Here is a 14,854-nt window from a genome sequence, read left to right on the forward strand (position 1 = left end):
TTGCACGCCCGCGGGTGTGATGCGGGCTTTTTCGATTCTGTGTTATATGGGTTTGGTTATGGCTGCTGTCATATCCGGGCTCATTTTCATAAAAATAAAGAGGACACCGCATGAGTGCCCTCTTGAATCCAATTCTTCTGAACTTTGCTGTACCTCGCGCTTGTCTCACTTCTTCCCACGGTTTGCTGCCTCTTCGAGACGGCGAAACCGTTTCAGATCGGCTTTGCGAATCGGAAGCGGCTCTCGGCTCAGCAGTTTCACTACCGCAACGATCATCAGAAGCAGCAGTACGGTGAACGGCAATGCCGCAATCAGCGAAGCGGTCTGTAGGGCTTCAAGGCCACCTGCATACAGCAGGACGCCGGCAATGGCTGCCATCAGCGTGCCCCACACGATTTTTGCCGTTTGGGGAGGGTTCAAGCTGCCATAAGTGGTCATGCTGGCTAATATATACGTTGCCGAATCCGCGGACGTTACCAGGAACGTCAGTATAAGTATAATCGCCAGCACGTTCATGACGGAAGCGAAAGGCAATTGGTTGAACAATTGGAACAGCGCCGACGTGACATCTGCGTTAACGGCTGCCGCTATCCCGGTGTTCTCGTGCAGGTCAAACCAGATGGCCGTTCCGCCGAACACGGCGATCCAGAGACAGGCAATGACCGGCGGTACAACCATCACGCCCACAATGAATTCGCGAACCGTTCTTCCCTTGGATACCCTCGCCACGAAGGCTCCCACATACGGCGACCAAGCAATGGCCCACGCCCAGTAGAATATCGTCCATTCCCGTACCCACGTGCCTTCCGCATAGGGTTGGAGCCTTAAACTGTACGAGACAAAATTCGTAATGTAGTCGCCAAGCGCTAATGTGAACGTCTCCAAGATGAATACGGAGGGTCCGCAGATAAACACAAACAATAAAAAGGCTAGCGCCATCCCGAGGTTCAGGTTGCTTAAGTATTTAATCCCCTTGTCCAATCCCGTTGTCGACGAGATCATGTAAGCGACAAAAATAATCCCCAGCATCAATAACTGCAGCCCTACGCCATTGTTAATTCCCATAATGGTATTCAACCCGCCGCTCATTTGCAGAACGCCAAGTCCGATCGAAGTAGCGATACCCATGACCGTTGCAATGACCGCCAGGATATCAATCATATTCTTCACGCTGCGCTTTGAACCGGTAACAGGCTCAAGCGCGGTAGACACCAGCCCATCCTTCTGCTTACGGAACTGCAGAAACGCAATCACAAGCCCGACTAGGGCAAACACGGACCATTGACTTATCCCCCAGTGAAAAAAAGAATAGCCCATAGCCACGCGTGCCGCTTCGACGCCTTGTGCTTCGACGCCTCCGAAGGGCGTCTTAAAAAAGTGGCTCATGGGTTCGGCCACGCCCCAAAACACCAGCCCGACGCCAAATCCTGCGGAGAACAGCATGCCGATCCAGGTAAAGAACGGGTACTCGGGCTTCTCCTTATCTCCGCCAAGGCGAATGGTGCCGTATTTGCTGGCCGCAACCCAGATCAGAAATATGATAATCGCAAAGATCGAGAGCATATAGAACCAGCCGAACGTATTCGTTGTAAATCTGTACAGATACCCTGCCACTTCACCGAAAGCCCCGGGCTTGACGGCCCCCAGAATAGCCAACACGGCAATAATGACAGCTGATACCGAAAACACGATATTCTTCAGTAAACTTCCTTTCACAAGCTCCACCTCAACAGATAAGTCATCGTTTTCCCATACAGTATTTGTATTTAAACCAGAATTGATGTACTTAATCGCTGAATGTGTGCTGCATCGGGTACTCATCTGATCAAAGCTATCGTTATCGTTACTTCTCCTTAAAATCTTGTTGAGATCCGATATACTGCTGGCCCAAAATGACCATTTGCTCCAGTACCGCTTCAAACTGTCGGCCAAACTCCGTGATCGAATACTCCACCTTGGGAGGCAGCTCATGAAACACCGTCCGCTTCACAATGCCGTTCTCCTCCAACTCCCGTAATTGCAAGGTCAGCACGTGCCGCGATACTTCAGGAATTCTCCGGTGTAACTCACCGAAACGGCGGGTTTCCTGAAACAGCTCATATAGTATTCGAGGCTTCCACTTTCCGCTAATCATGTGGAGGCCGACTTCAGCCGGACACCCAAAACTCTCATCCTGATAGGGCATATTGCTATTCCTCAACTCCCTTGGTCATGAATAGATGACTAGGTCACCATATTCTGCGTACTTACCATGGCTTTCTTTTTCAGATAGGCTATTGATTATCATCTTACAGAAAGAGGAGATACAATGAAACCATCAAATCCTTCAAAACCAGTCCGGAGGCCGGAAGATATGAATGCAGCTTTTGCAGACGCGTATAATAGCGGGGATATCGATCAACTGCTGGCACTGTATGAACCGAACGGCGTTCATGTCCACCGAAACGGAAGCCTGGAAATCGGAATCCATTCCTTCCGCCATACGTTGGAGGAACTGCTGCGGCTCAAAGGCACCATGGTCTCCACCAATGTATATTGTATTCCGTTTGAAAATATCGCTTTGCTGCGCGCTCGGTTCACCCTGCAAACGACCGACCCGGATGGCCAACCGCTGGTGCTGCAAGGACATACCTCCGAGATCGTGAGACAACAGCCCGATGGAAGCTGGCTGTACATCGTAGACCATCCATTCGGTTCGGATACATGGGAATGACCGTAAAATCCGTGATTTCGGTGGCACAAAAAAAGCAATCCGCCCTTGTCATGAACAAGCGGATTGCTTCTTGAGATTCATTGCATCATTCCTTCACGAATTCCTTCGTGCTGCGCACCGTATCGATCGGGCGAACCATGCTCTCGATCTGCTCGCGCTTCGGCTCCAGGAATGGAGGCAGGGACAATTTTTCGCCCAGCGTTTCATACGGCTCATCCCCCATGAAGCCCGGACCGTCGGTAGCAAACTCGAACAGAATTTGCGGCGCGACGCGTGCGTACAGGGACTGGAAGAAAAAGCGGTCGACAAAGCCCGACGTATGGAATTGGAAGTCGTCCAGACGCTTGATCCAGTGCTCCAGCACCGAACGGTCCTCTACCCGGAAGGCCGCGTGGTGAACGGTACCGAAGCCCTGCTGGGCCCGTGGGAGCACGGCGTTGTACTCGACAACCACCTGCGCGCCATTGCCGCCTTCACCAACCTCAAACAGATGAAGCGAGCCTTCCTTGCCGATTTCCTTAAACTGAAGCACCTTCTCCATCACTTCTTTGAAATGATCGAAATTGGACACCCGCACAAAGACCGGGCCAAGTCCTGTAATCGCATGCTCCAAGGGAATCGGCCCCTTCTGCCAAGGCGTTCCCGAAGCCACGCCTTCATTGTTCTCGTCGGAGATGAGTTGATATTGCTGATCGTCGAAATCAACAAAAGCGAGTGTTTTTTTGCCGAATAACTCTTGAATGCCTTGATGCTTCACGTCCATCCGATCAAATCGCTTGACCCAATATTCCAGCGCGGCATCGTTAGGAACACGGAACGAGGTTTTGTAAATCTCGTCCGTACCGTGTCGGCCCTTCGGGATACCCGGGAAGTCGAAGAAGGTCATATCCGTGCCTGCACTGCCCTTGTCATCCGCAAAGAACAGGTGGTAGGTCTGAATATCGTCCTGGTTAACCGTCTTCTTCACGAGCCGCATGCCCAGCACATAGGTGAAGAACTCGTAGTTCTTCTCGGCACTGCTCGTAATGGCTGTTACGTGGTGAATTCCTTTTAATCCGTTCATAGTTAACGCCTCCGTCTCTTATATTGTAAAGTGTGTGTCGAATCTGTTTCATTTATTATTTCGATTTAGAATATCTTAAATTTAAGATAATAATATCACGACTTTCCTCTTCCGTCAAGCATCAACATTCGCAGCCATAACCAATAAAAAAACAGCCGGACATCAGATCCGGCCGTTCTATTCATTTCGCCTTGGTCTCTACATGGACGCTATGAACCTGTATTGGATAATCCAATGACGGGTAACAGCTCGATGCGTCGATGCGTCTCCTCATGATACAACCATCCATCCCGAACATGGTCCACAAACAAAATGCCGTTCAGGTGATCAATCTCATGCTGCATGCATCTGGCCAGATAATCCTCGCCCTTCAGGATTACCGTCTGGCCTTGCCGGTTCAATGTCTTCACCGTCACTTTGTCGGCTCTCTTCACGTATCCGTAATAGCCCGGATAGGAGAGGCACGCTTCAGGGCCCATTTGTTCCCCGTCCATCTCCACGATTTCAGGATTAATCAGTTCGATCAGCCCTTCTCCGCAGTCCATGACAATAAGCCGTCGCAAAATGCCGATTTGCGGTGCGGCAAGGCCGGCGCGCCCATCGCTGTCGTACAGCGTCTCGACCATATCATCCAGTATCTTTAACACTCTGGCATTCACGGAATCGACCGGCCGAGCAATCTTGCGCAGGATGGGATCGCCGAATGGCACAATAGGTTTCACCGTCATTCACTTAAGCCCCCTTAGTTTTGGAAGGAGGTGTATGCACCCATAAGTCACTTGGAGTACACTCTAAGGTTGTGCAAAGGGCATCTAACGTCTCTGCCTTCATCTGCCTGGGCTGGTTCGTCAGCAATGCGCTAATGGAAGCAGCCGACAGGCTGTAACCCGCCTTCTCTTTCATCAGCCGCGCCAAAGCCGCTCCCGACCATATCCCTCTCTCTGCCATCACGTTACGCAACATCCATTCGAGCAAAGGGTCACCCTCCCGTTCATCAAAATATTAGTTCACACCTAATTTTATTAGGTAGTGCCTAATATCTCAAGCCCATTTCTATAGGGACTGACAAAAGTGGTTCTCCAGAGCTCGCGATGACCCTTCGCTGACAAATTTATTGGAAGAGACCCTTCTAGCATAATACTCGTTGATGAAGTTCTACAATTTCTCTACAGCTTGCAGCAGCCCGGATTAAGCAGGCTTGGATTCGTTCCGGGCCAGCCGTTTCTTAGCGTTCCGGGCTCTGCCTGCAAGGCTGGTCCCGATCACGCCGATAATCACGAGCACTGCCCCGATGACATGATAGTAAGCCAGCTGTTCATTCAGGAAAGCGACGCCTCCAAAAATCGTGACAACGGTAGCCAGATTGTTAAAGATGCCCATCCGGGACGCCTCGATCTGGGACAAGGCATAGTTGGACAGGAGCGATGTTCCCAGGGAGGACAAGACGCCGAGATAAAGAACCGACCACACGAAGGATGAGTGCATAAACGGGTCAAAATAATGGACCAGCGTCCCTTGCGCCGCATGCTGAGAAACGGACATCAGGTTAAACAGCACGAATCCGATCATCGACATGATGAAGGTGATATCCAGTACCGACTGCTTCTGCGTCATCTTGCGGGCCATCACGCTGTAAATGGCATTGGATAGCGCAGAGAGCAGAATCAGCACAATCCCGAGGGTGCTCGATTGCTCGAAGGACACGCCTTTCAACACAAAGATGGAGATGATCCCTGTCACCGACAGCACGGTAAACAGCTTTTGTGCCCAGCTGGAGCGCTCCTTTAAGAACAGCGACGCCAAGAGCAGCGTAAAGATCGGTACGGTAGCGTGAATAATCCCGGCCTCGGCCGAACTGGTATAGACTAATCCGAAGGTTTGCAGCGTAAAGAACAGGAACGGATAGAATATGGCCAGCGGCACGATGGTCAGCAGCCGCTTCAGGTCCATCGGGACCTTTCTGCGGGCAATGAGGAGCCCCAGCGATGCGGCTAAGAACGAAAGGGTAAACCGATGCGCCAGCGTATCCAGCGGGTTAGCATGGACCAGGGCCAGCTTTACGAACATAAACGAAAAACCAATGATGGCCGTATATCCCAAAGCGGCGGCATAGGCACGGCTTGTATGCGGTAGATTCATGATATGTGTATCTCCTTCATCTTCTCTTTTTTATGTCCAACCGGGAGGGCCGGAGCATTTGCTATTTATCTTACGGCACGAAGGACTTCGTTACGATTTGAAATAACGCTAACTGTACCGGTACAGTTAGCGCGATGAAGGAGAACGACAAAAAGGCTGTTTCCCGTCATCCCCGGATGAGAGGAAACAGCCCCGTTATATATACTTCAACTTGCATTCTTTCATAACAGCATCGGCATTGCCGACCGTTATCGATAAAAATTATCGTTAATCGCGTTCGACCGATATCCAGCCATCTCCCTCGAGATAAAGCGTTGCGCCGAGCGCTTCGGCCATAAACCGGAGCGGAACGTAGGTAGATCCGTTGCTATGAACGAATGGCGCTTCCGGCAGCGTCACGCTTTTACCGCCAACGCTGGCTTTTTTGGAGCCTACGGTCACCACGATTTCTTCTCCCGTCAAATCATTGATGACTATAATTTTATTCGAGCCTTTGGTCCACTTCACTTCGGCATCCAGCTGATCTGCCAGGTAACGGAGCGGAACGAAGCTCTGATGGTTCTTCTTGATGGCGCCGTATCCAAAATCCTCGTTCGAGATATTCAAATACATCGACTTTTGAGTAATCTTCAGATCATCCTTCAGCACGTTGTAGATGAGGGAATCCTTCTCGAAGTTCCGCAGCACTTGACCCGGCGTCACGGAATCATTCAGGACATCGAGCACGCCTTTGGACGTATCGACCTTATTGGCTTTCACTGCGCCGCCGATATTCCAGACCTCACCTTCGGAATACACCTTGACGGCCTTCAATGGCAGGTCCTCGGATGCCGGAAGCGCGACGGTCAGCTCCAGCGCATTCTTGCGCGTATTCAGCTGCTCGTCGAAATAGTAGTCCAATTTAAGGGTCGTATCCTTGCCGAAGACGGTTTCGGATCCCGGAAGCTCCTCCAATAATTGTTCCTTCTGCTCATCATAGTTCTCCGTGAATTCGGTAAGCGCGCCGTGCACGATCTCGTAAAGCGACGCAACGACCTCTTCCTTGGATTCCTGCGGCAGGAGTTCAACGTCTTCGCCGTATGCCTCGCCGATGCTGGTCATCATCGGATAAATGGCATCATAAGCATCACCGATTACCTGCTTCAAGCCGGCTTCGTCTTTAAGCAGACTTTCGGCAAAAGGCTTAACCATGTTCAAAATCTCTTCGCCCGTAAGCTCCATCTGAAGATGCGTCAGGTTCAAGCTCTCTCCGTTCACCTTCTCCTGGACCGGCTTCACCGAAACTTTGGACGGGTTCGGGAAATGCTTCAGCACAAGTCCTGCCGCCTTCTTCACGACATCTTGAATCGCCTGCTCATACTGGCTGGTGTCAGGCATTCCCGGAACGGTTGTATCCATCGACAGATAGAACGGCTGCTTCGCCCCGTCCAGTTGAATCGCCATTCCCTTGGCATCCATGGACAGATGAAGCGGAACCTTCTTGTCCGAATAATGAACGCTGCCTTGCATGGACACCGTATTGCTATCCTCCACGATGGCATGGTCAATATTTAAGGATAAGGAATTAATAAGATCAATCGCTTCTTTATCTTCAGACGATAGGGCCTTGTCCGCAGGCACCACCTCGAATCGAATACTTGCGCTGGATTCGCTGGATTTCACATCAAGACTGGTCAGCATCGCCTTGTTGATATCCAGTCCCCCGACGGCCTGACATCCTGTCATAACGACCAACACGGCTGCAATGAGTACGGTCAACCATTTGAACTTCTTATACATTTTGATATTCGTCCCCTCCCAGGTCATAGGCTCATTTCTATTATGGGAAGGGAGGAAATGTTTGTAAATAGGTATTTAAGCCTCGTCATGTATGCACATGGGAAGGCGCCTCAAGATAGCATATATCGACTTTTTGCTATACACTGGGGAATGAAAATCATGACGGAACAGCGCACATTCATGAAGTGCGGCTTGAACAACCTATAAAGCGTGGTGAATCTCTTGTTTAAAATTATGCTGATCGAAGACGACGCGACCCTGTTCCATGAAGTGCAGGAGCGCCTCTCGCAATGGTCGTATGACGTTTATGGCGTCCACGATTTCAGCGCCGTACTCCAGGAGTTCACGGCGATTCAGCCCGACCTGGTCATTATCGACATCCAGCTGCCGAAGTTTGACGGGTTCCATTGGTGCCGAATGATTCGTTCCCACTCCAACGTCCCGATTATATTCCTGTCTTCCCGGGATCATCCCACCGATATGGTGATGTCGATGCAGCTGGGTGCGGATGATTTCATTCAGAAGCCGTTTCACTTCGATGTCCTGATTGCCAAAATCCAGGCCACCCTGCGCCGGGTATACAATTACAACACCGAGCGGACCGAGCTGAGAACATGGCGGGGAGCCACTGTCGAATTCGGCAAAAATACGATAAGCAGCCCTCAGGGCACCGCTGAACTGACAAAGAATGAAATGTTCATTCTGAAGATCCTCATGGAGCGCAAGAACCAGATCGTCAGCCGGGAGGACCTGATCAAGAGCCTGTGGGACAACGAGCATTTTGTCAGCGATAATACGTTAACGGTCAACGTGAATCGTCTTCGCAAGAAGCTGGAGCCCTTGGGACTTGACCCTTACATCGAAACCAAGGTGGGACAAGGTTATATCGCCACGGAAGAGGTCCATGCATGATCATGGCCTATATCCGGGAACGGCTAAGCTGGATTCTGTTATTCGTGTTCTTGCAGCTGATGCTTCTGTTTATAGCTGCGGTGGACGCCCAAATCCCGTTCCTGCCCATCCTCTATATCGTGTTTCTGTCGACGCTGTTCTTCCTGGTGTTTCTGTTCGTCAGATACAACCGGGAAACCAAGTTCTACAAAAGTCTCCAGGCATGGGACGATACCTACGACTTAGCCGCCATCAGCGAGCCGGAGCGCCCCTTTGAAGGGATTGCCATGGACATGCTCTCCCTGCAGACCGAGCGTTTCAAGAAGGAATCCTCCATGCGCCTGATGGAGATGCAAGGGGAGAAGGACGAGCTGTTATCCTGGATTCATGAAGTGAAAACGCCGCTCACCACGATGCAATTAATGATCGAACGCATGGAAGACGAAACGTTGAAAGCGCAGCTCCAGTATGAATGGCTCCGCATTCACCTACTGCTTGACCAGCAGCTGCACCAGAAGCGCATCCCTTTTATTCAGAACGATCTGCTGATCGAGGTGTCCGCCCTTGAGCCGATCATCTTTCAGGAGATCCGCGGGCTCAAAACCTGGTGCATGCAAAAGGGCATCGGCTTTGACGTTTCCCTGCAGGCAGCGGAAGTGCTGAGCGACGCCAAATGGCTGGGCTTTATCATCCGCCAGCTGTTGACCAACGCGGTCAAATACAGCTCCGCTTCGGACATTAACATCGAGAGCGATCTCGTGGCCAAACATGTCAGACTCATCATTCGGGATGCCGGACGCGGCATTGATCCGAAGGACATGCCCCGGATTTTCGATAAAGGCTTCACGTCCACCACCTCGCATCAGGATCGTGCCGCAACCGGCATGGGGCTCTATCTGACGAAAAAAGTAGCCGAGGCCTTGATGATCCGGATCCAGGTAGAATCAAAGCCCGGCATCGGCACAACCTTTACCTTGATCTTTCCGAAACGGAATGATTTCGTAAGCATTACCGGCATGTGACAACAATGTCACATGCTTTTGCGCTTTGTTCGGCGAATCGAAGGAAAAGGGCCCTCGACTCCTTTATGATAAGGACAGATAACAAAGGAGTGAGTGAAATTGGCAATTCTTGAAGCAAACCAAATTCATAAAAGCTACGGCAACAAATTCAATAAACAGGAAGTGCTGAAGGGCATCGACATCCGCGTGGACAAAGGCGAGTTCGTCAGCATCATGGGCGCTTCGGGCTCCGGGAAAACCACGCTGCTGAACGTGCTCTCCTCGATCGACAAAGTGAGCCTCGGCAGCATCAAAATCGAGGGCAAAGAGTTTACGGGCCTCAAGGAGAAGGAGCTGGCCGAGTTCCGCAAGCATCATCTCGGGTTTATTTTCCAAGAGTATAACTTGCTGGATACGCTGACCGTCAAAGAAAACGTCCTGCTGCCGCTCTCCATTAAGAAGGTATCCAAAAAAGAAGCCGATCAGAAATTCCAAAGAATCGCGACCGAGCTTGGCATCTACGAAATCAAGGATAAATATCCGAACCAAATCTCCGGGGGACAGAAGCAGCGGACCTCCGCGGCCCGCGCATTCATCCATGATCCGAGCATTATTTTTGCTGATGAGCCGACGGGTGCGCTGGACTCGAAGTCTGCATCCGATCTGTTGAACAAGCTGAGCGAATTAAATCAGAAGATCGACTCCACGATCATCATGGTTACCCATGACCCCGTAGCGGCCAGCTATTGCACCCGGGTGGTCTTCATCAAGGACGGACAGATCTACACCCAGCTGAACAAGGGTGAGCAATCCCGGCAGGCCTTCTTCAACGACATCATCAAGACTCAAGGCGTGCTAGGCGGTGTTCAGAATGAACATTAATTATCTGATCTACCGGAATTTGAAGAAGAATATCAAGAACTATTATCTGTATGTATTTGCGCTGATCTTCAGCGTGGGTCTGTACTTCGCGTTTGTCACGCTGCAGTATGATCCCGCAATGGATGAAGCGAAGGGCTCCATAAAGGGAGCGGCTGCGCTTGGAGCCGCCTCCGTGCTGCTCGTGGCCATCGTGGCGATCTTCCTGCTGTATGCCAACACGATTTTCATCAAACGGCGCAGCAAGGAAATCGGACTGTTTCAGCTCATCGGACTGACCAAGGGCAAGATCTTCCGGATCCTCAGTGCGGAGAACCTGATTCTGTACTTCGGCTCCATGGTCATCGGCATCTTTGCCGGCTTCGCGGCTTCGCGCTTAATTCTGATGATCCTGTTCAAGGTGACCGGCGTAGACACCGAAGCAGCCCTCTCCTTCTCGACCGAGGCGCTCATCCAGACCGTGATTGTGTTTGCCGTCATCTATGTGCTGATCATGATCATGAATTATACGTTCATCAAAAGGCAGAGCATTCTATCCCTCTTCCGCGCGGTATCGACGACCGAGAACCAAATTAAGAAAATGTCCTTCGCCGAAATGCTGTTCGGCCTGCTCGGCATCGGACTCATACTTCTTGGCTACTATGTGTCGACCAAGCTGTTCAGCGGAGATTTCACCACCATGAACGAGCTGTTCATGGCCATGATCCTGATCCTGGGGGCGGTGATCATCGGGACTTATCTGTTCTATAAAGGGTCGGTCAGCTTTATATTCAACGCGATCCGGAAGAGCAAGGGCGGTTACTTGTCCCTGAATAATGTGCTGTCCCTGTCCTCCATCATGTTCCGCATGAAATCGAACGCGCTGCTGTTAACGATCATTACGACCGTGTCCGCACTCGCGATCGGACTGCTGTCTCTTAGTTATATTTCGTACTATTCCGCTGAGAAATCGGCCGAGCAGAACGTGCCCAATCATTTTGCGGTAGCGGATCAGAAGGATTTTTCCACATTTATTCAGGCACTTACAGATGAAGATATCGAATTTAAGAAGACCCAACGGGACGTAATCCAGGTGAATGCGGACCTATCCGACATTATCGGCGCCAGCCTGGAGGTATCTGGGCAAGTGGATTCCGGTTCCATGATCATCCCGGTAATCAGTGATGCCAGCGTGAAGGACAAGGATGTTTCCCCCGGCGAGACGTTGTTCACGGGGTACAGTGACGCGATCCAGCAATTCATGGCGATTCAGACCACAGGGGAAATTGAACTCATAAGCCCTAAACAAAGCTTTAAGCAGAAGCTGATCGGCTTGGACAAGGAGGCCTACGTTTCCTATTATTATGCAAGCGGCGGACTGCCGACGGCGATTGTGGACCAGACCGTATTTGATCAGCTGGTTCAGGATCTGGATCCGAAGATCCAGAAGAAAACCAATGTCTATCACGGCATCGATATTGTGGATCCGACCGCTATTAATCAAGCCAATCAGATTTTTAAGAGCCTCGGCATTAGCGAGAAAACCGGGAACCTCTCTCAGACGGAAATGGCTTTCAACCAGAAGAGCAATATGGGTTTGATGATGTTCATCGTGGGATTCCTGGGGCTCACCTTCCTGATCACTTCAGGATGCATCCTGTACTTTAAGCAGATGGACGAAGGCGAAGAGGAGAAGCCGAATTACACGATCCTTCGGAAACTGGGATTCACTCAAGGGAACCTGCTGACGGGGATTCAGATCAAGCAGCTGTTCAACTTCGGCATACCGCTGGTCGTCGGCTTGTCCCACAGTTACTTTGCCGTTAAATCCGGCTGGTTCTTCTTTGGAACCGAGCTGTGGCTGCCGATGGTTATGGTAATGCTCCTGTATACGGCGCTGTACTCCATATTCGGTTTGTTGTCGGTCATGTTCTATAAACGGGTAATTAAAGAAGCGTTATAAACGAGGTGCATGGTTGGGCCCAGGGATGATTCGGGTACCATCCATGCATTTTTTCGTGCGCAGGCGTGAAAAAACCGCGGATTACCATTCCAACGGGCTGCAGCTCTTCTGCAGCTTCCGGATATACACGATTTGACCGATATGATAAGCATTGTGCGTGGCCGCATTACTCACCAATTCCCACCACTTGGCCGGTACTGGGAATCCGTTCACTTCCTGCTCAAGCTTGGCCGCCGACAACAGCTCCTGCCATTGCAGCAAAACCTCAAGCAGCCGATCCCTTAACTCGGCAAAAGTCGCGTTATCCGGAATCATGAAGCTATTGTGGTTGTCTCCAATCGAAGGAACGGCATCTACCTGCGATTCGCGGTACCGCGTCTGCCACGTTTCGTTCCAATACAGCAGATGCTGCATGATCTCCGCAATGCTGTGGCTGCCATTGGCCGGCGTCCAGAACGCTTCGTCCTCCGTCAGTTTCTCCACGGATTGCTGGAACGGGACGTGCCAGCTGGGATCGTTCGCGTTCGCTAACAGCTGATTCATTAATACATCATTTGCATGCGCCATGGGTCATTCACTCCTTCATGTGCCCGGTTATGAGCAGCATCACAAATCATGACTAATTTTACTATAGGATGAAGCCCTGTGATTCGCAAAAAATGATTAAAGTCATTCTTTCTCGGCTCGCCCCCAAGTAAAAAAGACTGCCTTGAAGGCAGTCTTTCATTAGTTTAAATCGTTGATGAATGAACGATCGCATGTCCGTCGTTCCCGTCGTTTTCTTTTTTCCCAACCAGTATATGATACAGCACGATTCCCGCAGCTAGCAGGACCGCCATCGCGATATACATGCCCCGGAAACCGACAAGCGGCGTCAGGAAGCCAAGTATAAAGGGGCCGAACCCGATGCCCACGTCCACGAAAATATAAAAGGTCGATGTTGCAAGCCCGATTCGGTGCGCCGGCGAACGCTTAATAGCCAGGGCCTGAGCGCTGGACTGCGTCGTCCCGTAGCCCAGACCGACGAATACGGCCGAGAGCAGCAAGGTCAGGCCGTGGTGGGCTTGGCTGAGCAGAACCATCCCAATCGCAAACGATAGAATGGCCGGGTACATCACCACATTGGCCCCTCTCTGGTCAAACCAGCGACCCGTGAACGGTCTCGACAGAATGACCACAATCGCATAGACAATAAAGAAATAACTTGCCACTTGGGCCAGACTGATCTGCCCGGCAAAAATCATCAGGTACGTTAAAATGCTGGAATACCCGAACCCCATGACAAAGCTGACCAGCGAAATCGGCACCGCCTTCGGCTCAATAAAGTTGGATAGCTTCAACCCTTGCAGATCCTTCTTCTGCTCCGCGGTCAGTTTCAGTTTCGGTATGTTCATAAAGAAAGCCGACAGCAGCGAAAGCACCCCTAGCGCGGCGCACAGCGTAAAGTTAGCCATCATCGAAGCATGCTCGTTAATCATCAGGCCGATAAAAGGGCCAATTGCCGAAGCGATAATAATGCTCACGCCATAGTAACCTGTGCCCTCGCCTCTTCTCGAATTCGGAATCAGGCTGGCCGCAATCGTGCCTGTTGCCGTTGAGGCAAGGGCGAAGGCGATACCGTGAAAGAAACGGACAACGAGCAGCATGCTCAAGCTGTTTACGACGAAGTACAAACCGATGAGAACGCTGAAGGCGATCAGACCGGTAAACAACAGTTTTTTGCGGCCGACCCGCTCGATGATGCTGCCTCCGACCAACCGTCCAATCAATGCGCCGACGACAAAAATGCTGGATGCCAGGCCAGCCATTCCCGTCGATGCGTGAAACTCATTCTTTGCATATGAGGACATGATCACCACTAATAAGTAAAAACATAAAAAGAGCAGGAAATTGACGCCGAACACAATCAAAAAGTCCTTGCTCCACAATCGTTCTCGCGAGTCTGCTTGCTCCAAGTTAATCACCTTTTCTAATAATGTTGTCCCTGACCGTCTCCATCACGCGGATGACCGCATTTTGATCCTCTTCAGAAACGCCTTCCATAATCTCCTGTTCATATCGGTCAAATATCTTGCGAATTTGCAGGAAGACGTCAGCTCCGGCCTTGGATAGCTGAATGCGCTTCTCCCGTTTATCCCGCACCGGGATTTGCTCCACATATTCCAGCTTAATCAGCGCGTTGACGGTTCGGGTGACGGTGGGCTTCTCCACGTACAGCATTCTGGACAGCTCCACCAAAGTCATCGACTGATAAAAATCCAGATAGTACATGATGGACCACTGGGCATAATACAGGTTGTAGTCTTCGAGCTTACGATTAAGCTCATTGACGAAAGGGCGATACAACGTAAAGTATTTATGAAAAAAGTGTCTGTGGGCGTCCATTCGAGACCTCCGTTCAAATTAGTTACCTTGGGTAACTATTTATTGATTATAAAGAAGATCCT

At 50.8% G+C, this 14,854-nt stretch carries 15 protein-coding genes; 5 read left to right on the top strand and 10 right to left on the bottom strand.

Going from position 1 to position 14,854, the window contains the following annotated elements; genetic code table 11:
- Nucleotides 1-165 precede the first annotated feature (165 nt).
- Together GYMC10_RS30575 and GYMC10_RS30580 are read right to left on the bottom strand one after the other, a co-directional pair.
- Nucleotides 166-1,716 (bottom strand): BCCT family transporter, encoded by a 1,551-nt coding sequence (locus GYMC10_RS30575; protein WP_015737968.1) that lies wholly within the window; start codon nt 1,714-1,716, stop codon nt 166-168.
- A 127-nt stretch (nt 1,717-1,843) separates the two neighbouring features.
- A complete protein-coding gene (locus GYMC10_RS30580; protein WP_015737969.1) occupies nt 1,844-2,185 on the bottom strand; it encodes a winged helix-turn-helix transcriptional regulator in 342 nt (113 codons plus the stop codon).
- Nucleotides 2,186-2,353: 168 nt separating this feature from the next.
- Here GYMC10_RS30580 and GYMC10_RS30585 point away from each other — a divergent pair, with 168 nt between their 5' ends.
- Nucleotides 2,354-2,713, top strand: a complete 360-nt coding sequence (locus tag GYMC10_RS30585) for a YybH family protein (protein WP_261979482.1) — start codon at nt 2,354-2,356, stop codon at nt 2,711-2,713.
- 85 nt (nt 2,714-2,798) lie between these two features.
- On the opposite strand, the gene GYMC10_RS30590 is transcribed toward GYMC10_RS30585, so the two are convergent.
- The 5 genes from GYMC10_RS30590 to GYMC10_RS30610 all read right to left on the bottom strand — a co-directional run bounded on the left by GYMC10_RS30590 (nt 2,799) and on the right by GYMC10_RS30610 (nt 7,694).
- Nucleotides 2,799-3,776 carry a ring-cleaving dioxygenase gene (locus GYMC10_RS30590; protein ID WP_015737971.1) on the bottom strand — a complete coding sequence of 326 codons (978 nt, stop codon included), beginning with the start codon at nt 3,774-3,776 and terminating at the stop codon, nt 2,799-2,801.
- Nucleotides 3,777-3,985: 209 nt separating this feature from the next.
- Nucleotides 3,986-4,504 carry a peptide deformylase gene (gene def / locus GYMC10_RS30595; protein WP_015737972.1) on the bottom strand — a complete coding sequence of 173 codons (519 nt, stop codon included), beginning with the start codon at nt 4,502-4,504 and terminating at the stop codon, nt 3,986-3,988.
- 4 nt (nt 4,505-4,508) lie between these two features.
- Entirely contained in the window at nt 4,509-4,751 is a 243-nt protein-coding gene (locus GYMC10_RS30600) for a helix-turn-helix domain-containing protein (protein WP_015737973.1), read from the bottom strand.
- A gap of 213 nt (nt 4,752-4,964) precedes the next feature.
- Complete coding sequence (locus tag GYMC10_RS30605) at nt 4,965-5,915, bottom strand: DMT family transporter (RefSeq protein ID WP_015737974.1); 951 nt, start codon at nt 5,913-5,915, stop codon at nt 4,965-4,967.
- Between the two features lie 267 nt (nt 5,916-6,182).
- A complete protein-coding gene (locus GYMC10_RS30610) occupies nt 6,183-7,694 on the bottom strand; it encodes a copper amine oxidase N-terminal domain-containing protein (protein ID WP_015737975.1) in 1,512 nt (503 codons plus the stop codon).
- 222 nt (nt 7,695-7,916) lie between these two features.
- Here GYMC10_RS30610 and GYMC10_RS30615 point away from each other — a divergent pair, with 222 nt between their 5' ends.
- The 4 genes from GYMC10_RS30615 to GYMC10_RS30630 all read left to right on the top strand — a co-directional run bounded on the left by GYMC10_RS30615 (nt 7,917) and on the right by GYMC10_RS30630 (nt 12,407).
- On the top strand, nt 7,917-8,606 hold the full coding sequence (locus GYMC10_RS30615; RefSeq protein ID WP_041622076.1) for a response regulator transcription factor: 690 nt from the start codon (nt 7,917-7,919) through the stop codon (nt 8,604-8,606).
- Nucleotides 8,603-9,607, top strand: coding sequence for a sensor histidine kinase (locus GYMC10_RS30620; protein ID WP_015737977.1), 1,005 nt, complete (start codon nt 8,603-8,605; stop codon nt 9,605-9,607). The genes GYMC10_RS30615 and GYMC10_RS30620 overlap by 4 nt, the downstream gene beginning before the upstream one ends.
- Before the next feature lie 99 nt (nt 9,608-9,706).
- Nucleotides 9,707-10,468 carry an ABC transporter ATP-binding protein gene (locus GYMC10_RS30625; RefSeq protein ID WP_015737978.1) on the top strand — a complete coding sequence of 254 codons (762 nt, stop codon included), beginning with the start codon at nt 9,707-9,709 and terminating at the stop codon, nt 10,466-10,468.
- Nucleotides 10,458-12,407: an FtsX-like permease family protein gene (locus GYMC10_RS30630; protein ID WP_015737979.1), complete on the top strand. Its 1,950-nt coding sequence runs from the start codon at nt 10,458-10,460 to the stop codon at nt 12,405-12,407. The genes GYMC10_RS30625 and GYMC10_RS30630 overlap by 11 nt, the downstream gene beginning before the upstream one ends.
- An 81-nt stretch (nt 12,408-12,488) precedes the next feature.
- On the opposite strand, the gene GYMC10_RS30635 is transcribed toward GYMC10_RS30630, so the two are convergent.
- The 3 genes from GYMC10_RS30635 to GYMC10_RS30645 form a co-directional block, all read right to left on the bottom strand.
- A complete protein-coding gene (locus GYMC10_RS30635; RefSeq protein WP_015737980.1) occupies nt 12,489-12,974 on the bottom strand; it encodes a DinB family protein in 486 nt (161 codons plus the stop codon).
- Nucleotides 12,975-13,138: 164 nt separating this feature from the next.
- Nucleotides 13,139-14,371 carry an MFS transporter gene (locus GYMC10_RS30640; protein ID WP_049788773.1) on the bottom strand — a complete coding sequence of 411 codons (1,233 nt, stop codon included), beginning with the start codon at nt 14,369-14,371 and terminating at the stop codon, nt 13,139-13,141.
- Nucleotides 14,364-14,792 (bottom strand): MarR family winged helix-turn-helix transcriptional regulator, encoded by a 429-nt coding sequence (locus tag GYMC10_RS30645; protein WP_015737982.1) that lies wholly within the window; start codon nt 14,790-14,792, stop codon nt 14,364-14,366. Before GYMC10_RS30645 ends, GYMC10_RS30640 begins: the two co-directional genes overlap by 8 nt.
- Nucleotides 14,793-14,854: the final 62 nt, after the last annotated feature.

The sequence above is a fragment of the Paenibacillus sp. Y412MC10 genome, assembly GCF_000024685.1.
Classification (GTDB): domain Bacteria; phylum Bacillota; class Bacilli; order Paenibacillales; family Paenibacillaceae; genus Paenibacillus_AQ; species Paenibacillus_AQ lautus_A.

Coding starts and splice junctions, on each gene's coding strand:
- GYMC10_RS30590 (WP_015737971.1), bottom strand. CDS start 3,776: ATGAACGGATTAAAAGGAATTCACCACGTAACAGCCATTACGAGCAGT.
- GYMC10_RS30585 (WP_261979482.1), top strand. CDS start 2,354: ATGAATGCAGCTTTTGCAGACGCGTATAATAGCGGGGATATCGATCAA.
- GYMC10_RS30635 (WP_015737980.1), bottom strand. CDS start 12,974: ATGGCGCATGCAAATGATGTATTAATGAATCAGCTGTTAGCGAACGCG.
- GYMC10_RS30620 (WP_015737977.1), top strand. CDS start 8,603: ATGATCATGGCCTATATCCGGGAACGGCTAAGCTGGATTCTGTTATTC.
- GYMC10_RS30605 (WP_015737974.1), bottom strand. CDS start 5,915: ATGAATCTACCGCATACAAGCCGTGCCTATGCCGCCGCTTTGGGATAT.
- GYMC10_RS30630 (WP_015737979.1), top strand. CDS start 10,458: ATGAACATTAATTATCTGATCTACCGGAATTTGAAGAAGAATATCAAG.
- GYMC10_RS30580 (WP_015737969.1), bottom strand. CDS start 2,185: ATGCCCTATCAGGATGAGAGTTTTGGGTGTCCGGCTGAAGTCGGCCTC.
- GYMC10_RS30645 (WP_015737982.1), bottom strand. CDS start 14,792: ATGGACGCCCACAGACACTTTTTTCATAAATACTTTACGTTGTATCGC.
- def (WP_015737972.1), bottom strand. CDS start 4,504: ATGACGGTGAAACCTATTGTGCCATTCGGCGATCCCATCCTGCGCAAG.
- GYMC10_RS30610 (WP_015737975.1), bottom strand. CDS start 7,694: ATGTATAAGAAGTTCAAATGGTTGACCGTACTCATTGCAGCCGTGTTG.